The sequence below is a fragment of the Pseudomonas sp. 22072 genome, assembly GCF_052046095.1.
Classification (GTDB): Bacteria; Pseudomonadota; Gammaproteobacteria; order Pseudomonadales; family Pseudomonadaceae; genus Aquipseudomonas; species Aquipseudomonas paracarnis.
In genome coordinates this window covers 1-19,671 of the sequence record NZ_JBQEQE010000038.1, presented here as the reverse complement: position 1 = coordinate 19,671, position 19,671 = coordinate 1, and the positions used below count along the sequence as shown (strand labels likewise).

General features: G+C 60.5%; 18 protein-coding genes. 3 read left to right on the top strand and 15 right to left on the bottom strand.

Annotated elements, in window-relative coordinates:
• Positions 1-15: 15 nt before the first annotated feature.
• The 9 genes from mltG to ACTJLA_RS24860 all read right to left on the bottom strand — a co-directional run bounded on the left by mltG (position 16) and on the right by ACTJLA_RS24860 (position 7,326).
• Positions 16-1,152 (bottom strand): endolytic transglycosylase MltG, encoded by a 1,137-nt coding sequence (mltG, locus tag ACTJLA_RS24900; RefSeq protein ID WP_034128436.1) that lies wholly within the window; start codon positions 1,150-1,152, stop codon positions 16-18.
• A 1-nt stretch (position 1,153) separates the two neighbouring features.
• Positions 1,154-1,969, bottom strand: a complete 816-nt coding sequence (gene pabC, locus ACTJLA_RS24895; RefSeq protein ID WP_054897934.1) for an aminodeoxychorismate lyase — start codon at positions 1,967-1,969, stop codon at positions 1,154-1,156.
• Positions 1,969-3,213 (bottom strand): beta-ketoacyl-ACP synthase II, encoded by a 1,245-nt coding sequence (fabF, locus tag ACTJLA_RS24890; RefSeq protein WP_034128438.1) that lies wholly within the window; start codon positions 3,211-3,213, stop codon positions 1,969-1,971. Before fabF ends, pabC begins: the two co-directional genes overlap by 1 nt.
• Before the next feature lie 110 nt (positions 3,214-3,323).
• The gene (gene acpP / locus ACTJLA_RS24885) at positions 3,324-3,560 is read right to left on the bottom strand and encodes an acyl carrier protein (RefSeq protein WP_003175607.1); all 237 of its coding nucleotides are present in this window, start codon (positions 3,558-3,560) and stop codon (positions 3,324-3,326) included.
• A gap of 191 nt (positions 3,561-3,751) precedes the next feature.
• Positions 3,752-4,495, bottom strand: coding sequence for a 3-oxoacyl-ACP reductase FabG (gene fabG / locus ACTJLA_RS24880; RefSeq protein WP_003189275.1), 744 nt, complete (start codon positions 4,493-4,495; stop codon positions 3,752-3,754).
• 24 nt (positions 4,496-4,519) lie between these two features.
• Positions 4,520-5,458 (bottom strand): ACP S-malonyltransferase, encoded by a 939-nt coding sequence (gene fabD, locus ACTJLA_RS24875; protein ID WP_054897933.1) that lies wholly within the window; start codon positions 5,456-5,458, stop codon positions 4,520-4,522.
• A gap of 126 nt (positions 5,459-5,584) precedes the next feature.
• On the bottom strand, positions 5,585-6,595 hold the full coding sequence (plsX, locus tag ACTJLA_RS24870; RefSeq protein WP_072448778.1) for a phosphate acyltransferase PlsX: 1,011 nt from the start codon (positions 6,593-6,595) through the stop codon (positions 5,585-5,587).
• A 4-nt stretch (positions 6,596-6,599) separates the two neighbouring features.
• The gene (gene rpmF, locus ACTJLA_RS24865; protein ID WP_003179396.1) at positions 6,600-6,782 is read right to left on the bottom strand and encodes a 50S ribosomal protein L32; all 183 of its coding nucleotides are present in this window, start codon (positions 6,780-6,782) and stop codon (positions 6,600-6,602) included.
• Positions 6,783-6,795: 13 nt separating this feature from the next.
• Complete coding sequence (locus ACTJLA_RS24860; RefSeq protein WP_003175611.1) at positions 6,796-7,326, bottom strand: YceD family protein; 531 nt, start codon at positions 7,324-7,326, stop codon at positions 6,796-6,798.
• Positions 7,327-7,431: 105 nt separating this feature from the next.
• Here ACTJLA_RS24860 and ACTJLA_RS24855 point away from each other — a divergent pair, with 105 nt between their 5' ends.
• On the top strand, positions 7,432-8,010 hold the full coding sequence (locus tag ACTJLA_RS24855) for a Maf family protein (protein WP_198791664.1): 579 nt from the start codon (positions 7,432-7,434) through the stop codon (positions 8,008-8,010).
• Positions 8,011-8,141: 131 nt separating this feature from the next.
• On the opposite strand, the gene ACTJLA_RS24850 is transcribed toward ACTJLA_RS24855, so the two are convergent.
• Genes ACTJLA_RS24850 through rluC form a run of 3 tightly spaced genes read right to left on the bottom strand, consistent with a single transcriptional unit; the run spans position 8,142 to position 10,755 of the window.
• Entirely contained in the window at positions 8,142-9,125 is a 984-nt protein-coding gene (locus ACTJLA_RS24850; protein ID WP_054897930.1) for a S49 family peptidase, read from the bottom strand.
• Positions 9,126-9,146: 21 nt separating this feature from the next.
• Complete coding sequence (locus tag ACTJLA_RS24845) at positions 9,147-9,809, bottom strand: HAD-IA family hydrolase (RefSeq protein ID WP_034128443.1); 663 nt, start codon at positions 9,807-9,809, stop codon at positions 9,147-9,149.
• Positions 9,796-10,755 (bottom strand): 23S rRNA pseudouridine(955/2504/2580) synthase RluC, encoded by a 960-nt coding sequence (gene rluC, locus ACTJLA_RS24840; RefSeq protein ID WP_034128444.1) that lies wholly within the window; start codon positions 10,753-10,755, stop codon positions 9,796-9,798. The genes ACTJLA_RS24845 and rluC overlap by 14 nt, the downstream gene beginning before the upstream one ends.
• 757 nt (positions 10,756-11,512) lie before the next feature.
• Between rluC and rne the strand changes: the two genes are divergently transcribed.
• Positions 11,513-14,671 (top strand): ribonuclease E, encoded by a 3,159-nt coding sequence (gene rne, locus ACTJLA_RS24835; protein WP_440842326.1) that lies wholly within the window; start codon positions 11,513-11,515, stop codon positions 14,669-14,671.
• Positions 14,672-15,228: 557 nt separating this feature from the next.
• Here rne and ACTJLA_RS24830 read toward each other — a convergent pair.
• The 3 genes from ACTJLA_RS24830 to ACTJLA_RS24820 form a co-directional block, all read right to left on the bottom strand.
• The gene (locus tag ACTJLA_RS24830) at positions 15,229-15,813 is read right to left on the bottom strand and encodes a nucleotidyltransferase family protein (protein WP_252951133.1); all 585 of its coding nucleotides are present in this window, start codon (positions 15,811-15,813) and stop codon (positions 15,229-15,231) included.
• Positions 15,810-16,796 (bottom strand): XdhC family protein, encoded by a 987-nt coding sequence (locus ACTJLA_RS24825; protein ID WP_252951134.1) that lies wholly within the window; start codon positions 16,794-16,796, stop codon positions 15,810-15,812. Before ACTJLA_RS24825 ends, ACTJLA_RS24830 begins: the two co-directional genes overlap by 4 nt.
• Positions 16,797-16,929: 133 nt before the next feature.
• Positions 16,930-18,261, bottom strand: coding sequence for a dicarboxylate/amino acid:cation symporter (locus tag ACTJLA_RS24820; protein ID WP_003189258.1), 1,332 nt, complete (start codon positions 18,259-18,261; stop codon positions 16,930-16,932).
• A 338-nt stretch (positions 18,262-18,599) separates the two neighbouring features.
• Between ACTJLA_RS24820 and ACTJLA_RS24815 the strand changes: the two genes are divergently transcribed.
• On the top strand, positions 18,600-19,598 hold the full coding sequence (locus ACTJLA_RS24815; protein ID WP_054922148.1) for an AraC family transcriptional regulator: 999 nt from the start codon (positions 18,600-18,602) through the stop codon (positions 19,596-19,598).
• Positions 19,599-19,671 lie beyond the last annotated feature (73 nt).

Sequence of the window (19,671 nt, the reverse complement as noted above, 5' to 3'; positions counted from 1 at the left end):
AGTCCTTAGTCAGAGTCATTGCGGGCTTTGCGGCGCGGTCGTGTCCGGCGCGGGCTCGATCGGAGCGTCGGGGGTAGGCGCATCACTGGAAGGTGCCGAATCTTCAGGCGGTTTCACCACCGGTGCCGGGCTGGAACGGTAATCGGCACGGCGCTTGAGTTGGAACTCACGCACGGCGGCATTATGCGCATCCAGGTTATCCGAGAATATATGGCTACCATCGCCACGGGCGACGAAATACAGGCTGCTGCCCGGTACCGGGTTCAGTGCTGCATGGATCGCCTCGCGACCGACCATCGCGATGGGCGTGGGCGGCAGGCCAGCAACCATGTAGGTGTTGTAGGGGTTGGCTTCCTTGAGGTGGGTGCGGGTCAATTTACCGTTGTAGCGCTCACCCAAGCCGTAGATCACGGTGGGGTCGGTCTGCAGCAACATGCCGATCTTCAGGCGACGCACAAAAACACCGGCAATCTGCCCGCGCTCCTGAGGCACCCCGGTCTCCTTTTCCACGAGCGACGCCATGATCAGTGCTTGGTAAGGGTCGGTGTAGGGCGCGTCGGCGGCACGCTTGCTCCACTCCTGGGCGAGTACATCGTCCAGGCGGTTGTAAGCTTTTTTCAGGAACTCGACATCAGTCATGCCGCGGACAAAACGGTAGGTGTCGGGGAAGAACCGCCCTTCAGGAAACACACCTGGGTGGCCAAGCTTATCCATCACTTCGCTGTCAGTCAGGCCCGCGAGGGTCTGCACGATCTTTTCATGCTTGGCCAGGGCGGTGCGCACCTGACGGAAATTCCAGCCCTCCACCAAGGTCAGGCTGTACTGCACCACTTCGCCGCGCTGCCACAGGCCGATCAAACCCTCGGCGGTAAGGCCCGGGCTCATGCGGTACTCGCCGCTGTGCAGTGGCTGGCCTTCGAGGTTGAAGCGCCAGTACAGACGCAACCAGAATGCATCGTCGAGCACGCCGTCGGCTTCCAGACGATTGAAGGTGCCCGTCGGCGTAGCGCCAGCAGGTACATCGAGCAACTGCTCCTGAGGCAGCTTCAGGGGCTGCTTGAGGGCAGAGTCGAGTTTCCAGGCAGAAAAGCCCACGAGCAAAGCCGCCGAGATCAGGCTGATCTGCAGCAGTAACACCAGTTTTCGTATCAACTCAAATATCCAATAGCGCGCGAACAATGCCCTGCAGTTTACGGGTGAGCGGCCCAACCGGCCAGCTCATCGCAGCGCAGCCTCGCACCGGCCAAATGCCATAAACGCTGTTGCAGACGAAGACTTCATCGGCCTGTTGCAACTGCTCCAAACTGATGTCGGCCACGGCCACCGGGACGCCCAGCGCTTGTGCCTGGGCCAGAACTTCGGCGCGCATCACGCCCGCAACGCCACAACGGCTCAGATCAGCGGTTAGTAACAAGCCGTTGCTCACCAGGAAAAGATTGCTGAATATGCCTTCGATCACCCGGCCAGATATATCCAGCATCAGGCCTTCGGCATGTTCGGTATCTTGCCATTCGGCACGCGCGATCACCTGCTCCAGGCGATTGAGGTGCTTGATACCGGCCAGCAACGGCTGCTGCGCCAAGCGCGTGGCACACGCGAACAGGCGCACGCCTTCGACTTCATGGGTGGGCGGGTAAACAGCGGGCGCGCTGCCCTGCAAGATGCGGCGCACCGGGGCGCCAGGGTTGATCCCGTAACCGCGCAAGCTGTCGCCACGGGTGAGGATCAATTTGAGAATACCGTCGCCAAGGGCGGCGGCGAAGCTCAGCACTTCGTGGCGAATCAACCCGTGATCCACCACCAATGCCAAACGCCTGCAACCCTCTTCCAGGCGTTGCAGGTGACGGTCGAGCAGCAACGGCTGCCCGGCCTTGACGGCGATGGTCTCGAACACCCCATCGCCATAGGCCAAGCCGCGATCTTTCAGGGGCACGCTGTCCGCTGGCTGACCGTCGACCCAGCTGTGCATCACTCGGCGAACCGGCGGAACACCAGGGAACCGTTGGTGCCACCGAAACCGAACGAGTTGGAAATCGCCACGTCGATCGGCATGGGCTGCGCTTCGTGGGGCACGAAGTTCAGGTCGCAGCCTTCGTCCGGCTCATCAAGGTTGATAGTCGGCGGAGCGACCTGATCCCTGATTGCCATCACACTGAAGATCGCCTCGACCGCGCCCGCCGCACCCAACAGGTGGCCGGTCATGGACTTGGTGGAGCTGACCGCCAGCTTATAGGCGTGCTCGCCGAACACCGACTTGATGGCCTCTGCTTCCGCCAGGTCGCCGGTCGGGGTCGAAGTGCCATGGGCGTTGATGTACTGCACCTGGTTGGGGTTGACCTTCGCATCGCGCAAGGCATTGGTGATGCAACGCGCAGCACCCGCTCCGTCGGACGGCGGTGAAGTCATGTGGTAAGCGTCGCCGCTCATGCCAAACCCGATCAATTCGGCGTAGATAGTGGCACCACGCGCCTTGGCGTGCTCCAGCTCTTCGAGCACCAGCGCACCGGCACCGTCGGAGAGCACAAAGCCGTCACGACCCTTGTCCCACGGACGGCTGGCACGGGTCGGCTCGTCGTTGCGGGTCGACAGCGCACGGGACGCGCCGAAGCCGCCCATGCCCAGGCCGCACGCGGCCATTTCGGCGCCGCCGGCGATCATCACGTCGGCTTCGTCGTAGGCAATGTTGCGTGCCGCCATGCCAATGCAGTGGGTACCTGTGGTACACGCCGTGGCGATTGCGTAGTTCGGTCCCTGTGCACCCAGATGAATGGACAGGAAGCCGGAAATCATATTGATGATCGAGCCCGGTACGAAGAACGGTGAAATTCGACGTGGGCCAGTCTCATGCAAGGTGCGGCTGGTTTCTTCGATATTGGTCAGACCGCCAATACCTGAACCCATGGCCACGCCGATGCGGTCACGGTTGGCGTCGGTGACTTCCAGGCCGGCGTTACGCACAGCCTGAAACCCGGCAGCCAGGCCGTACTGAATGAACAGGTCGAGCTTGCGGGATTCTTTGATCGAGAGATATTCCTCGACATTGAAGCCCTTTACCGAGCCGCCAAAACGGGTGGAATAGGCAGAAAGGTCCGTGTGTTCGATCAGACCAATACCACTGCGGCCAGCCAGAATGCCCTGCCAACTGCTCGGCACATCCGTACCCAGTGGCGACAACATACCCATACCGGTGACTACGACGCGTCTACGCGACACAGCACTCTCCTTTTTCTAATGACGACACTTTTCATCGCCGCTAAAGAAAAAACCGCACGCCTTTACAGCAGTGCGGTTTTTCCCTGACAGCAAGCGACGACTACAAACTATTACGCCTGGTGGCTAGTAACGTAGTCGATGGCAGCTTGAACAGTAGTGATTTTTTCAGCTTCTTCGTCCGGGATTTCGGTCTCGAATTCCTCTTCCAGAGCCATCACCAGCTCAACGGTGTCAAGGGAATCGGCACCCAGGTCTTCTACGAAGGAAGCAGTGTTGACCACTTCTTCTTCCTTAACGCCCAGTTGCTCGGCGACGATTTTCTTGACGCGCTCTTCGATGGTGCTCATACCTTGTTTAACTCCTAATGGACAAATTCAGGCAGCTGGCCAGTGGGTAAGTGTATAGAAAGCCATTTCAGCTTTTCAACTGAAAGCTTCACCCTGTACCCGGTCGGCCACCTGCCTATAAATTAAGTTGCAGCTTTATAACGGATTTTAGACAGCTCGTATGACATTTTTTTGAAGCGATCCGTCACAATTTAACTCATGTACATCCCGCCGTTAACCGGGATTGTAGCCCCAGTCACGTATGCCGCACCGTCAGATGCCAGGAAAGTGACCACATTCGCGATCTCTTGGGCCTGGCCCAGACGGCCCAGCGGAATCTGCGTCAGCAAGGCTTCGCGCTGTGCTTCCGGCAGTTCGCGGGTCATATCGGTGTCGATGAACCCAGGGGCCACCGAGTTGACCGTAATCGACCGCGAGCCGACTTCACGCGCCAGTGCGCGGCTGAAACCTTCCAGGCCGGCCTTGGCAGAGGCGTAGTTTACTTGGCCTGCGTTGCCCATGGCACCCACTACGGAGCCAATATTGATAATTCGGCCCCAACGCGCCTTGGTCATGCCGCGCAAAACGCCCTTGGACAGGCGAAACAGACTGTTCAGGTTGGTATCGACCACGTCGTACCACTCGTCGTCTTTCATGCGCATCATCAGGTTGTCACGGGTGATCCCGGCGTTGTTCACCAGGATAGCCGGTGCACCGAACTGAGCAGTGATCTGGGCCAGTACGGCAGCCACGGACTCATCGCTGGTCACATTCAGTTCAAGACCGGTACCTTGCACGCCGTTTTCCTTCAGGGTCGCGGCGATACGCTCGGCGCCCGAGGCGGAGGTGGCGGTGCCGATCACAACGGCGCCCTGACGGCCCAGCTCCAGGGCGATCGCCTGGCCAATGCCACGGCTTGCGCCGGTAACCAGTGCAACTTTACCTTGCAGACTCATGCAGGCTTCTCCTAAGTACGGGATTCAGGCCAGTGCCGCGCGAGCGGCAGCGAAGGCTTCTGGGGTATTGAGGTTGGCGGTCGACACACCGTCGGCGCAGCGCTTGTTCAAGCCGGCCAGGACTTTGCCCGGGCCGCACTCGACCAGTTCGGTGGCACCGTTGGCGGCCAGGGTCTGGACCGATTCAACCCAGCGAACTGGCTTGTACAGCTGCTCCAGCAGGTCGCGCTTGAGGGTGTCGAGGTCGGCGGCCACGGCCGCGCTGACGTTCTGCACCAGCGGGATCTGCGGCGCCTGCCAGTTGATGGCAGCGATAGACTCGGCAAAGCGCTCTGCCGCCGGGCGCATCAGTTCGCAGTGGGACGGTACGCTCACCGGCAATGGCAGCGCTCGCTTGGCGCCACGGGCCTTGCAACCCTCGATGGCACGCTCGACGGCCGCCTTGGCACCAGCGATCACCACCTGACCTGGGGAGTTGAAGTTCACCGCGCTGACCACTTCGCCTTGCGCCGCTTCGGCGCAGGCCTCGATCACCACCGCGTCGTCCAGGCCCAGGATAGCGGCCATGCCGCCCTGCCCGGCCGGAACGGCTTCTTGCATCAGTTGACCACGACGCTCGACCAGCTTGACCGCTTCAGCCAAGGTCAGGCTGCCCGCGGCCACCAGGGCGCTGTATTCGCCCAGGCTGTGACCCGCGACGAAGGCAGGGCGTGCGCCGCCTTCTGCCAGCCACAAGCGCCACAGGGCGATCGAAGCGGTCAGGATGGCCGGCTGGGTTCTATCGGTTTGGTTGAGCAATGCTTCCGGCCCTTGCTGGGTCAGTGCCCACAGGTCATAACCCAGGGCGTCGGAAGCTTCCTTGAAGGTGTCCAGGATCAGCGGGTATTGCGCGCCCAGCTCGGCCAACATGCCGAGGGACTGCGAACCCTGCCCTGGAAAGACGAATGCGAGGGATGTAGACATGTAACAAGCCCCTAATGATCTGGTCGTCAAAAATGCTCGCGCCTACGGTGGGCGCGAACGAAACTGACTGATTGGATGGTCAATTGAACTGGCCGGTCACATTTAAGCACTCCCGGGCCAATTCGCCTAAGGCAACAGATCCTCGAGACGGCCGTGCAAGCGTTGCGGCAGGTTCTCCTGAATCTCGATCAAGGCCCGCGCAATTGCACTTTGAAAGCCCAGCACACCGGCCGAGCCATGGCTTTTTACCACAATGCCCTGCAAGCCAAGAAAGCTTGCACCGTTGTGCCGTGCTGGCGCCAGGTCAGCCTGCAAGCGTCGCATCAGGGGCAACGCCAAGGCACCCACCATACGTGCCCCCAGGTTGCGCTTGAACAAAGCTTCAATACGCGTGGCAATCATGGTTGCCAGGCCTTCGCTGGACTTGAGCAGGATATTACCGACAAAGCCGTCGCACACCACCACATCAGCTTCACCACGGTACAAACCATCACCTTCAACAAAGCCGATGTAGTTCAAGCCCCGCGCGCTTTGTAGCAAGGTGGCGGCAAGCTTGACTTGCTGGTTGCCTTTGATGTCCTCGGTACCGATATTCAGCAGGGCAATCCTGGGTCGGGCCACGCCCAGCGCTTCGGCGGCCACCGAGCCCATTACGGCGAACTGCAGCAGGTGCTCGGCGCTGCAATCAACATTGGCGCCCAGGTCCAGCAGTTGGCAATAGCCCTTCTGCGTCGGGATCGCCGCCACCATTGCCGGCCGATCAATACCCGGCAGGGTTTTGAGCACGTGCCGCGACAAGGCCATCAACGCGCCGGTATTACCGGCACTGACACAGGCGTGCACCTTGCCATCACGCAATAGCTCAAGGGCCACCCGCATTGAAGAATCGGGTTTGCCACGCAGGGCAACCGCCGGCTTTTCATCCATGCTGATGGTTTCGCTGGCTGGCGTAATCGTCAGGCGCGCACGATCCACCGCCGGATGGCTGGCAATCAGTTCTTCAAGTAGGGAGGGTTGACCGACGAGGGTCAGATGCAGCGAGGGCGTGGCAGACAGGCTGGCAATGCAGGCCTGAACAATGCTGCGGGGACCGAAGTCCCCGCCCATTGCGTCAATCGCGATGACTTGAGCAGACAAGTGATTACTCGTCAGCGCCCTTGTCGATCACTTTACGGCCACGGTATACGCCTTCTGGCGATACGTGGTGACGCAGGTGAACTTCACCAGTGGTCTTTTCCACGGACAGGGTGCTAGCCTCGAGAGCGTCGTGCGAACGGCGCATGTCACGGGCGGAGCGGGATTTTTTGTTCTGCTGAACAGCCATAATTGATTAACTCCTAAACGTTTGGGTCACGCTTTAACTGCGCCAATACACTGAACGGGTTGGACCGCGTTACCTCGTCCTCGCTCGGCTCGGCCTCGTCATCGAGACCCTCCGGCTGCTGGCATTCTTCCGGATGATGAGCAGGCACAATGGGCAAGGCGAGCAAAAGCTCCTCCTCGATCAGTGCATGCAGATCCAATGGATCTTCGCCCAGTTCCAGCACGTCATAACCTTTCGGCAACGACTGGGTATTCGCACCCTCTTTCACCACAGCATAACTGCATTCGCTGTGGATCGGCAGGGTGACCAGCTCAAGACAACGCTGGCAAACCATTTTGACTTCGGTGTCGATAACGCTGTGGATTACCACAGATTTACGTTCATCTCGTTCAAAAACGAATTTCGCCTGCACCGTACCGACAGTGTCGGAAAGCGGGTCGCAGAGTCTCTCCAAATCGGCCAGCAGCACTTCACCTTGAAGGGTGGTGCCACGATCAGCCAATTTGCGCGGGTCAACGTGAGGTGGAATCGGGTCATTCAACATAGGCGCAGCATTATAGGGATGCACCCGGCCATGTCAAAGGAAATTCAGCCCTGTGCGTCAGCCGGTCACGTCGCTAGAATCGGCGACTGCCTTGAGGAGACGTATATGCTGCCTTTATTACTCGCGTCCAGCTCGGTTTATCGCCGGGAATTACTGAGTCGCCTGCACCTGCCGTTCACCTGCAGCTCGCCGGATATCGACGAAAGCCACCGCCCGGATGAATCCGCCATCGAACTGGTCAAGCGCCTGGCCGAACAAAAGGCCCGCGCCCTCGCCGCCAGCCATCCTGGGCATTTAATCATTGGCTCGGATCAGGTCGCCGCACTGGAAGGCCGGATCATCGGCAAGCCGCACACCTTCGAAAATGCCCGCGAGCAATTACTGGCTGCCAGCGGCAAGCGTGTGAGCTTTCTTACCGGGCTGGCACTGCTCAACAGCGAGACCGGGCGCTGCCAGGTGGACTGCGTGCCGTTTACCGTACACATGCGCGAACTGGATGCAGAGCGTATTGAGCGCTATCTGCGGATCGAGCAGCCTTATGACTGTGCGGGCAGCTTCAAAGCAGAAGGGCTCGGTGTGAGCTTGTTCCGGAGCACCGAGGGACCGGATGCGACCAGCCTGGTTGGGCTGCCACTGATTCGACTGGTGGACATGCTGCTGACCGAAAGCGTACAGATCCCTTGAAACCTTCGTAAAGCAATGTGGGAGCTGGCTTGCCTGCGATAGCGATGTACCAGGCGACACTTATATCGACTGATCCATCGCTATCGCGGGCAAGCCCGCTCCCACAGTTGATCTACACCTAGCTTGGAATTTCAGCGCAGGGACGGCCCCTGGAAGCCCATGTACAGCGCCAACTTCTCCGCCACACTGGCACCGAGTTTCTTGGAGAAGCGATCAAACGGCGATTCCTCGACCGTAAAATCCACCAACTCCTTCTCACCCACTATATCCCGCGCCACCGAGCTGGCGCTGCCCAAGCCGTCAATCAAGCCCAGCGGCAATGCCTGCTCGCCCGACCATACCAGGCCGGAGAACAGCTCCGGATGCTCTTTATCTTTCAAGCGATCCCCACGCCCCTGCTTGACGCTGGCGATGAACTGACGATGGGTAGTGTCGAGCACGCCCTGCCAGAACGCGGTTTCATCCGCCTTCTGCGGCTGGAAAGGATCGAGGAACGACTTGTGCTCACCCGAGGTGTAGGTGCGACGCTCGACCCCCAGCTTCTCCATGGCACCGACAAAACCGTAACCGGCCGCCGTCACACCGATAGAACCCACCAGGCTGGCCTTGTCGGCATAGATCTGGTCTGCAGCACTGGCAATGTAATAGGCACCCGAGGCACCCAAGTCGGAGATTACGGCATAGAGCTTGGTATCCGGATGCAAGGCGCGCAGACGACGAATCTCGTCATACACATAACCCGACTGCACTGGGCTGCCACCTGGGCTGTTGATGCGCAGGATAACGCCCTTGACCTTGGCATCCTCAAAAGCCGCGCGCAGGCTGGTGACAATATTATCGGCACTGGCGGGCTCCTTGTCGGCAATCACGCCGCGCACTTCAATCAAGGCGGTGTAGTGACTGCCACGGGTGGCGCTCTTTTCCATGTCCATCAGCGGACTGAACAGCGCCAGCATCCCAAGCAGGTACACAAAGGTCAGCAGCTTGAAAAAAATCCCCCAGCGCCGCGAACGCCGCTGTTCCTGGACGCTGGCCAGGAGGGTCTTCTCCAAAAGCTTCCAGCTTTTATCATCACTGCTCTGTGCCTTTTCAGGCGCCTTCCACTCGTCACTCATGCCATCAACCCCAGCAAAGACTTATCGGGCCCGGCTGAGCCAGACCTGCAGTTCGGAAAAATGATCAATCGTCAGCCTCGGCTCGTACTGCTGCAACGCCTCGGCAGACTGGGCGCCGTAGCTGACGGCGACACTATCCATGCCTGCATTGCGCGCCATCATCAGGTCGAAAGACGCATCACCCACCATCAATGCCTCGCGTGGCGTAACGCCACAGTGCGCAAGGATCTGCTCCAGCATCAAGGGATGAGGCTTGCTGGCGGTTTCATCCGCAGCGCGGGTGATATCAAAGTAATCTTCCCAGCCGTGAGCCTTGAGCACACGGTCCAGGCCGCGACGAGCCTTGCCGGTGGCGACCGCCAGGTGATAGCCCTCGGCACGAAACGCTTGCAGCGATTGCACCACACCTTCAAACAGCGGCGAAGGCGTAGCTTCCAGCGCAATGTAGTGGTCGGCGTAGTGCTCGCGAAACGCTACCAACTCGGCGTCGCTGATGTCGGGGTACAAGGTGCGAATGGCTTCAGGCAAACCCAGGCCGATAATGCCCTTGACCGCCAGGTCCGTGCACAACTCAAAGCCCGAGCGGGTCGACGCCATGTGCATGGACTCGACGATGCGGCCAATGGAATTGGCCAGCGTCCCGTCCCAATCGAAGATCAGCAGCTTGTAATCAAGGTGCGACACTCAAACGCTCCACGGTCTTGGCCCACATTTCATCGACCGGCGCCTGCAGTTTCAGCTCGCCGCCATCGGGTAGCGGCACGGTGAGCATGTACGCGTGCAGGAACAGGCGCTTGCCGCCCAGGTCGCGAATTTCCTTGGAGAAATCTTCGTCGCCGTACTTGGTGTCGCCCGCAATGCAGTGGCCCGCATGCAGGGTGTGCACACGAATCTGGTGAGTGCGGCCAGTGACCGGCTTGGCCTCGACCATCGTGGCGAAGTCACCGAAGCGACGCAACACCTTGAACAGGGTCAGGGCTTCTTTGCCCTCCTCGTCCACTTCGACCATGCGCTCGCCGGAGCGCAGATTGCTCTTCTGCAGCGGCGCACGCACGCTCTTGATCGAGCTGGCCCAGTTGCCGCGCACCAGCGCCATATAGCGCTTGTCCACGCCATCGCCACGCAGGGCGGTGTGCAAGTGGCGCAACATGCTGCGCTTCTTGGCGATCATCAACAGGCCGGAGGTGTCACGGTCCAGGCGATGCACCAGTTCCAGTTCCTTGGCATCCGGGCGCAACTGACGAAAGGCTTCTATCACGCCGAAGTTCAAGCCACTGCCACCATGAACCGCAATGCCACAGGGCTTGTTGATCACGATCAGCTTGTTGTCTTCGAACACGATCGACGCTTCCAGGCGCTGCAACAACCCCTGGGCCAGCGGTACCGGTTCGTCGCGTTCAGGCACGCGCACTGGCGGCACACGGACGATATCGCCCGCCTGCAGCTTGTACTCAGGCTTGATGCGCCCCTTGTTCACGCGCACTTCGCCTTTACGCAAAATGCGATAAATCAAGGTCTTGGGCACGCCTTTGAGCCTGGCCAAAAGAAAGTTGTCGATGCGTTGGCCGGCATATTCCGGCGAGACCTCAAGCAGCTGGACGCTGGGGGTCGGGGGGGTGGTAGTCGTCATGGCGGCGATGATAACAATTTTTTATGGAATTGAAGCACTTAATCATTACTGCTATAGTCGCGAACGCCGCCAAAAGCGGCCTGGACAGAGGACATGCGGCAAACTGCCGGCCCTGACCATCGCAATTCATCAGGACGCGAGGCCGTCCTACGGGGCTTTCGCCACCCAGGAAGGCTCAAGATTGTAACAAGCGCAGGTGACATGAGGCCTGAAGCGAGTGCAGAAAGCAGAGTGAATACTCGCCTTTTGCGCCGATATTTACGGCCAGTTCACAAAGTGCAGTCAGTTTTGAGCCAGACCATGGCGAATGCTTCGGAAACAACGCCTGTTAAGAGCTGAGTGAGAGCGCAACCGCCCACACCTAGTCTTGTTTAGCCATGAGCGTGGACTCCCCATTGGAGAACACGGTAAATGCCAACCCGCTGCGGATTCTGCGCGCGGCAGCACCCGAATTATCAGGGATACGTGTAGGGTGGAGATGCACAACCGTCGGACTGTGTAGCACTAGGCTTGTTTTAGACGCTTCATCTCGTCCACAGTCGCCGGTTGATTCCTCCTCCTGACCTTAGCTTTTGTTGAAGTGGTGCCTTTGTCACCACCGCTAACGAGCAGGACGCGTCCGTCGCGATATTGGCCCAATTGGCCGATTTTGCTGGACACTGGAGTGGCCAACCACTCTTGACGCACCTGACACCGACCGTGAGAAGTCGTGTGTGCCGAACGCCGTTTCCGGCAGCCCGGAAACCGACGGTACAACATGAAAAGAATGCTGATTAACGCAACTCAACCCGAAGAGTTGCGTGTTGCACTGGTAGATGGCCAACGCCTCTACGACCTGGACATCGAATCCGGTGCACGCGAGCAGAAAAAGGCCAACATCTATAAAGGCCGTATCACTCGCATCGAACCAAGCCTTGAGGCTGCCTTTGTCGATTTCGGCTCCGAGCGCCACGGCTTCCTGCCCCTCAAAGAAATCTCCCGCGAATACTTCAAGAAAGCCCCTGAAGGCCGCGTGAACATCAAGGACGTCCTGAGCGAAGGCCAGGAAGTCATCGTCCAGGTCGAAAAAGAAGAACGTGGCAACAAGGGCGCAGCCCTGACCACCTTCATCAGCCTCGCCGGTCGTTACCTGGTGCTGATGCCGAACAACCCACGTGCAGGCGGTATTTCCCGTCGCATCGAAGGCGAAGAGCGCAACGAACTGCGTGAAGCGCTGAACGGCCTGATCGCACCGGCCGACATGGGCCTGATCGTGCGCACTGCAGGCCTTGGCCGCAGCAGCGAAGAAATGCAGTGGGACCTCGACTACCTGCTGCAACTGTGGACCGCTATCAAAGAGGCGTCCCTGGATCGTTCCGCGCCGTTCCTGATCTACCAGGAAAGCAACGTGATCATCCGCGCCATCCGCGACTACCTGCGCCAGGACATCGGCGAAGTGCTGATCGACAGCGTTGAAGCTCAGGACGAAGCCCTGACCTTCATCCGCCAGGTAATGCCGCAGTACGCCAGCAAGATCAAGCTGTACGAAGACAGCGTTCCGCTGTTCAACCGTTTCCAGATCGAAAGCCAGATCGAGACCGCTTTCCAGCGCGTGGTCGAACTGCCTTCCGGCGGCTCCATCGTGATCGACCCGACCGAAGCTCTGGTGTCCATCGACATCAACTCGGCACGTGCGACCAAAGGCAGCGACATCGAAGAAACCGCCCTGCAGACCAACCTGGAAGCGGCTGAAGAAATCGCCCGCCAACTGCGTCTGCGTGACATCGGCGGCCTGATCGTGATCGACTTCATCGACATGACCCCTGCCAAGAACCAGCGCGCCGTGGAAGAGAAAGTCCGCGAATGCCTGGAAGCTGACCGCGCCCGCGTACAAGTGGGCCGTATCTCGCGCTTCGGCCTGCTGGAAATGTCCCGTCAGCGCCTGCGTCCATCCCTGGGCGAGAGCAGCGGCATCGTCTGCCCGCGTTGCAACGGCACCGGCATCATCCGTGACGTTGAATCGCTGTCCCTGGCGATCCTGCGCCTGATCGAAGAAGAAGCCCTGAAAGACCGCACCGCCGAAGTTCGCGCCCAAGTGCCGATTCCGGTTGCCGCCTTCCTGCTCAATGAAAAACGCAACTCGATCACCAAGATCGAACTGCGCACCCGTGCCCGTATCGTCATCCTCCCGAACGATCACCTCGAGACGCCGCACTTCGAAGTACAGCGCCTGCGTGACGACAGCCCGGAAGCCCATAGCGGGCAGTCCAGCTATGAAATCGCCGCGGCTGCCGCCGAAGTCGAAGAAGTCCAGCCAGCCGCTGCGACCCGCACCCTGGTTCGCCAGGAAGCCGCGGTGAAGACTGCACCGGCCCGTGCCAACGCACCGGTACCGACCGAAGCTGCCGCACCGGTTGCCGCGCCGGCCGCCCTGCCTGAGCCAAGCCTGTTCAAGGGCCTGGTGAAGTCGCTGGTCAGCCTGTTCGCCACCAAGGAAGAGCCTGCTGCCCCGGTTGTGGTTGAAAAACCTGCCACCGAGCGCCCGGCGCGCAATGAAGAACGTCGCAACGGTCGCCAGCAGAGCCGTAACCGCAATGGCCGCCGTGACGAAGAGCGCAAGCCTCGCGAAGAACGTGCCCCGCGTGAAGAACGCGCACCACGTGAAGAACGTGCGCCTCGCGAAGCCCGTGAAGACACCCCGACCGTAGCCCGTGAAGAACGTGCACCGCGTGAAGAGCGCGCCCCACGTACCCCACGCGCTCCACGTGAAGATCGCAAGCCGCGTGGCGAGCGTGAAGAACGCGTGCGTGAACTACGTGAGCCTCTGGACGCGGCACCTGCTGTTGCCGCTGCCGCAGCCGTTAGCACTGAAGAACGCCCGGCCCGCCAGCCGCGTGAAGAACGCGCACCACGCGAAGAGCGCCAACCGCGCCCGCCACGTGAAGAGCGTCAACCACGCGCCGAGCAAGCCGCTGCTGCCACCGAAGAAGAAGTACTGACCGGCGAAGAGCAGTTGCAGGAAGACGGCCAGGACAACGCCGAAGGCGATCGTCCACGCCGCCGCTCCCGTGGCCAGCGTCGTCGCAGCAACCGTCGTGAGCGTCAGCGTGATGCAAACGGCAACGTAATCGAAGGTTCGGAAGAAACCGGCGAGAACGCAGAAGCTGCCAACAACGAGCCAACAGGCGCCGAACTGGCTGCCGGCTTGGCCGTTACCGCTGCCGTTGCCAGCTCGGTCATCAGCGCACCTGCTGAAGCCCAGGCTCACGAGCAAGCCGAACGTGCTACCGCTGCCGTCGAAGACACTGTTGCCGTAGAAGCGCCAGCCGCCGAAACCCCAGCGGTTGAAGTGCCGGTTGTTGAAGCGCCAGTCGTTGAAGCCACGACCCCTGTCGAAGCCCCAGTGGTTCCGGAAGTGGAAGTTGCCCCGGTTCGCGATGCACAGCCAGAAACCGACGTGGTTGCCGTTGAACCAGCTCCACCGATTGAGCCTCAGCCAGTAGTCGAAGCGGCTGTAGAAGCTCCGGTGGTCGAAGAAGCTGCCCCGGCTGTGCGTGAAGTTCGCGAAGAACAGACCGCCTTCCAGTGGACCGCCGAACCGGCTGCACCGGCTGAAGCGCCAGCGCCTGCCCCAGTGGTAGAAGAAGCACCGGCACCGGTTGCTGAAGTCGTCGCCGAGCCAGCCCCAGTGGTTGAGCCGACGCCGGTTGCGGAGCCTGCGCCCGTGGTTGAAGTTGAAGCCCCGGTGGTTGCCGAAGTGGCCGCCCCGGTGGTTGAAGCTGCACCTGCAAGCGCCCTCACCGAAAACGGCCGTGCGCCGAACGACCCGCGTGAAGTGCGTCGTCGCCGCAAGGAAGCCGAAGCTGCTGCAGCCGCAGCCAAGGCGGTAGAGCACGAGGCCCAGGAAGCAGAGCACGAGCCTAAACCCCTCGTCTGATTCCATAAGCCACTAAAAAGCCCCGCCTGAGTGATCAGGCGGGGCTTTTTTATGGCTGATTATCTCGACCTGGAATGCGATCACTGTGGGAGCTGGCTTGCCTGCGATAGCGTCGATTCAGCCAGCGTGGCGGTGACTGACACACCGCTATCGCAGCAGAGGTATCTACACAACTTTGTGGGCTGTAACGGCAGACGGTAACCACGATGCGAAGCGAGTCGCTCTTGATCTGCTTTTGATCTTAGGCGCCCCGTCAAACCACGCTGGCCGGAATTCGACAGGGATTTGGGGGGTAAACCGGCAGGGATGCCGGTTTGGCCTCCGTCAGGGCGGAACCTTAAGTGGTCGTTACCGCAGGAATGGATATGTACACAATCCAACTGTGTTGACTGTCAGGCCGCTATCGCAGGCAAGCCAGCTACCACATTGGACGGTGGTGCGTCAGGTAGATAAGCGCCGGCTATCAGGCCGTTACGGGAGCAAGCTCCCTCGCCACAGGTCCAACGTCGGCTCTAAGTAGATACCTATGGCTATCGCAGGCAAGCCAGCTGCCACACTTAACCTGCAGTAAAACTCAACCGTTGCGGCACATCCACATCCCAAAGCACACCAGGATCATCTACCTGCACCTCTCGTACCTGAGTTTGTGCAAACAACGGCCTGGCTCCACGATCCCCACTCAGCGCCATCAGCGCCGGCCCAAACCTGTGATGGAAAGCCACCGGGTGCCCGTACTGCCCGGCAGATACCGGTACAGTGACGCCCTCCACGCAGGCAATCACCCGTTCGATACTCGATGACCGAATAAACGGCATATCCCCCAACACCACCAGCCACCCATCCGCTGCACCGCTGGCCTTGACCGCCGCCGCAATGCTGTCGCCCATACCGCTCGAATCCAGCAGTACAACCTGACAGCCATAAGCCTCTGCCAGGCGGATAACCTCCCCGCGCTCCGGCGACGTCACCAGCCAGCGCGTTACCACACGCTCAGGCAAGTTGCGCAACACCTGCTCGATGACCGGCCGGCTAACGCCATCCAGCCCCACACACGCGGCGAGCAATTTGTCTTGATCAGCTCCAGCTTCGGCACGAAAACGACTGCCCTGCCCCGCCGCCAGCACAATCGCCGCCACAGTCACTCGGCCACCACTGCCATCGGTTTCTTCTGCATCGGTGCCACACCGTTCTTGATCGCAACAATTTCCGCCATCAGCGACAGCGCAATTTCCGCCGGCGTATGACTGCCGATGTGCAGGCCAATCGGCCCGTGCAAACGTGCGATGGCGTCCGCCGACAGGCCCAGCGCGGCCAGGTTCTCCCGACGCTTCTGGGTATTGACCCGCGACCCCAGGGCGCCGATATAGAACGCGGTGGAATTTAGCGCCGTCAGCAACGCCATGTCATCCAAACGTGGATCGTGGGTCAGGCAGACAATGGCCGTGCGTTCATCGGTATGGATGTTCAACACCGCCTCGTCGGGCATGCCCGGCACAAAGCGTCCATGCTGGTCTTCCCAGCCATAGACGAACTCTTCGCGGGGGTCGCAGATCAGCACTTCGAAATCCAGCAGACGTGCCATTTCCGCTACGTAGCGCGACAGCTGTCCGGCGCCGATCAACAGCAGGCGCCAGCGCGGGCCATAGATGGCGCGCAAGCGTTCGCCGTCGAAGCTCACCACGTCGGTCTTGCTGGCGGCGCTCAAGGTCACTTCGCCGGTGGCCAGGTTCAGCTCGCGAGCGACAATCTGATGATCTTCACAACGCGCCAGCAGCGTTTCGACCCAACCCCACTCTTCCACGCGCTCCTCGGTGAGCCGCAGGGTGCCGCCGCAGGGCAGGCCAAAACGCGCCGCCTCGTCGCGGGTGACGCCGTAGGTCACCAACTGCACGGGCGGGCCGTCAGCGGGTAAGCGGCCGTCCTGCAGGCGCGCGATCAAGTCATCCTCGATGCAACCGCCCGACACCGAACCAATCACCACACCATCACCGCGCAGGGCCAGCATCGCTCCCGGCGGGCGCGGCGCGCTGCCCCAGGTTTGCACCACGCTGTACAACATCACGCGCTGCCCGGCGCGGCGCCATTGCAGCACGCTGCGCAGGACGTTCAGATCCACACTGTCCATCAGGCCTCCGGTAAGTACTGTCGCGCTCACTGTAAACCAAAAATATCGGTTGTATCCCGCCAGAAACGCAAACGCCCCGAACCAGTCGGGGCGTTTACGGATAGCGCTGGCGTCAGTTCACGCCCGCAGCCACTTACTTGACGACAGGCGCCGGGCCTTCAGCCACGCCCAGGTCATCGAGCTCGCGGGTTTCGGAGATACCGGTACCGCCAGACGCCAGCTCGCTTTGCAGCTTGTCGGTGTCCAGTTCCTTGACCCACTTGGCCACAACGATGGTGGCAACTGCGTTACCCACCAGGTTGGTCAGCGCACGGGCTTCGGACATGAAACGGTCGATACCCAGGATCAGCGCCAGGCCGGCAACCGGCAGGTGGCCAACGGCCGACAGGGTGGCGGCCAGTACGATGAAGCCCGAACCGGTCACGCCAGCAGCGCCTTTGGACGACAGCAGCAGCACCAGCAGCAGGGTGATCTGGTGCGTGATGTCCATGTGGGTGTCGGTCGCCTGGGCGATGAACACGGCCGCCATGGTCAGGTAGATCGACGTACCGTCGAGGTTGAAGGAGTAACCGGTTGGAATCACCAGGCCGACCACGGACTTCTTCGCGCCCAGGCGTTCCATCTTGATCAGCATACGCGGCAGTGCGGATTCCGACGACGAGGTGCCCAGTACGATCAGCAGTTCTTCACGGATGTAGCGGATCAGCTTCAACACGCTGAAACCGTGAGCGCGGCAGATAGCGCCCAGCACCAGCACCACGAACAGAATGCAGGTGATGTAGAAGCAGATCATCAACTGGCCCAACTGCACCAGGGAACCGACACCGTAGGCGCCGATGGTGAACGCCATGGCACCCAGGGCACCGATTGGCGCGAGCTTCATGATCATGTTGATGATGTTGAACATCACATGGGCGAAGCGATCGATGAAGTCCAGCACCGGCTTGCCGTAGGCACCCAGGCGGTGCAGGGCGAAACCGAAGATCACCGAGAACATCAGCACTTGCAGGATGTCGCCGTTGGCGAAGGCGCCGACGATGGTGTTCGGGATGACGTTGAGGATAAAGCCGACGATGCTCTGGTCTTTACCGGCGGTGACGTAGGCCGCCACTTTGGAAGCATCCAGGGTCGCGACGTCGATGTGCATGCCGGCGCCCGGCTGCACCACGTTGACCACGACCAGGCCAATCAGCAGGGCGATGGTGGAAACGATTTCGAAGTACAGCAGCGCGTAGCCGCCGGTCTTGCCCACCGACTTCATGCTTTGCATGCCAGCGATGCCGCTGACCACGGTACAGAAGATGATCGGGGCGATGACCATTTTGATCAGCTTGATAAAGCCGTCACCCAGTGGCTTGAGGGCCACGCCGGTCTGCGGGTAGAAGTGGCCGAGCAAAATACCGATAACGATTGCAACGATCACCTGGAAATACAGGGATTTGTAGATTGGCTGACGAGTCGTCATTGCAAAGTTCCTCAATCGTCCCGTGTGGCAAATATCCGCCATTGCCCACGGCACTTGAATTGCGAACCCTCCTGCACTGGAGGGATTTGTTGTTTGCGAAGCCTGTAGGAGCAAGCCTGCGCTGTAATCCTTATCGCAAACAGCGTGCCACTTTGCTTAAACGCGCTGAAGGCCTTTAGACATGAGGGCTTTGGGTTCAGGGGCGACTCCGGAGAGTGCAACACAGTGGCGGATTTCCGCCCACTCATCCTGTCTCGTCCTACAATTTGGCGGATATCCGCCTTGTCGCCCCACTGGGTGATGGCTACCATCCGCCACTCCATGGATGAGGCCCTTGCATGCGTGAACGTACCATCGCCAGCCATTACGCCCGAGCGGCCCTCGGCGGTGCGCGCCGAGCCGGTTTCGACTACTCGGGGGTGTTGCAGCAGGTGGGCATCACCCCGGAACTGCTGACCGAACCCCGCGCCCGCATCGCTCCAGAGCAATTTGCCCGCTTGCTGCAAATGCTCTGGCTGGGGTTGGATGACGAATACCTGGGGTTTGCCGAAGGGCCGAGCAAACGCGGCACTTTCGCCATGATGTGCCACGCGCTGATCCATTGCCGCACGCTGGAGAAGGCGCTGGAGCGCGGCTTATTGTTCTATAGCCTGTTCCCCCAAGGCCCACGCTGGCAGCTGACCAAAGAAGGCGACATGGCGCGCCTGAGCCTGGACGACTCACAGCTATGGGACCCGGACCACTTCCTCAGTGAATGCCTCCTGGTGATCTGGCATCGCCTGGGCAGTTGGTTGATCGGCCAGCGTATCCGGCTGCAGCAGGCCACCTTCAGTTACCCGATGCCGGCCCATGCCGGTGAATATGACCTGCTGTTCCCCTGCCGCCAGGTGTTCGGCGCGCCGACCAGCAGCCTGGTGTTTCCCAGCCGCTACCTGAGCCTGCCGCTGTTGCAGGATGAACGCACCCTCAAGCACTTCTTGCAGCGCTCCCCTGCCGACTTGTTGTCCCGGCCGGATGAAGGTGACAGCCTGAGCAGCCAGTTGCGCCGCCTGCTGAGCCGCGACCGCACGCCCTGGCCAGACCTGGAAGCCGTCGCCCAGCACCTGCACATCAGCCCACAGACCCTGCGCCGCCACCTGCGCGAAGAAGGCACGAGCTTTCAGGCATTGAAGGATGAGCTACGCCGGGATATCGCCATTTACCACCTGGGGCGGGCGGATTTGTCTTTGCAGGAGATCGCCGAGCAGTTGGGGTTTTCCGAACCGTCGGCGTTTCATCGGGCGTTCAAGAAGTGGACAGGGCTGACGCCGGGGGCCTACAGAGCGCAGGAGAGTTAGCGGTGTATTGGCTGGGAGGGCCTCATCGCAGGCAAGCCAGCTCCCACAGTTGAATGTATTCACACATCAAAAT

What these genes read in the sequence shown, in the direction of transcription:
- ACTJLA_RS24815 (WP_054922148.1), top strand. Translation starts at nt 18,600, where the DNA reads ATGCGTGAACGTACCATCGCCAGCCATTACGCCCGAGCGGCCCTCGGC.
- ACTJLA_RS24825 (WP_252951134.1), bottom strand. Translation starts at nt 16,796, where the DNA reads ATGGACAGTGTGGATCTGAACGTCCTGCGCAGCGTGCTGCAATGGCGC.
- ACTJLA_RS24855 (WP_198791664.1), top strand. Translation starts at nt 7,432, where the DNA reads ATGCTGCCTTTATTACTCGCGTCCAGCTCGGTTTATCGCCGGGAATTA.
- ACTJLA_RS24850 (WP_054897930.1), bottom strand. Translation starts at nt 9,125, where the DNA reads ATGAGTGACGAGTGGAAGGCGCCTGAAAAGGCACAGAGCAGTGATGAT.
- ACTJLA_RS24860 (WP_003175611.1), bottom strand. Translation starts at nt 7,326, where the DNA reads ATGTTGAATGACCCGATTCCACCTCACGTTGACCCGCGCAAATTGGCT.
- acpP (WP_003175607.1), bottom strand. Translation starts at nt 3,560, where the DNA reads ATGAGCACCATCGAAGAGCGCGTCAAGAAAATCGTCGCCGAGCAACTG.
- rne (WP_440842326.1), top strand. Translation starts at nt 11,513, where the DNA reads ATGAAAAGAATGCTGATTAACGCAACTCAACCCGAAGAGTTGCGTGTT.
- fabD (WP_054897933.1), bottom strand. Translation starts at nt 5,458, where the DNA reads ATGTCTACATCCCTCGCATTCGTCTTTCCAGGGCAGGGTTCGCAGTCC.
- ACTJLA_RS24820 (WP_003189258.1), bottom strand. Translation starts at nt 18,261, where the DNA reads ATGACGACTCGTCAGCCAATCTACAAATCCCTGTATTTCCAGGTGATC.
- fabG (WP_003189275.1), bottom strand. Translation starts at nt 4,495, where the DNA reads ATGAGTCTGCAAGGTAAAGTTGCACTGGTTACCGGCGCAAGCCGTGGC.
- pabC (WP_054897934.1), bottom strand. Translation starts at nt 1,969, where the DNA reads ATGCACAGCTGGGTCGACGGTCAGCCAGCGGACAGCGTGCCCCTGAAA.
- rluC (WP_034128444.1), bottom strand. Translation starts at nt 10,755, where the DNA reads ATGACGACTACCACCCCCCCGACCCCCAGCGTCCAGCTGCTTGAGGTC.
- rpmF (WP_003179396.1), bottom strand. Translation starts at nt 6,782, where the DNA reads ATGGCTGTTCAGCAGAACAAAAAATCCCGCTCCGCCCGTGACATGCGC.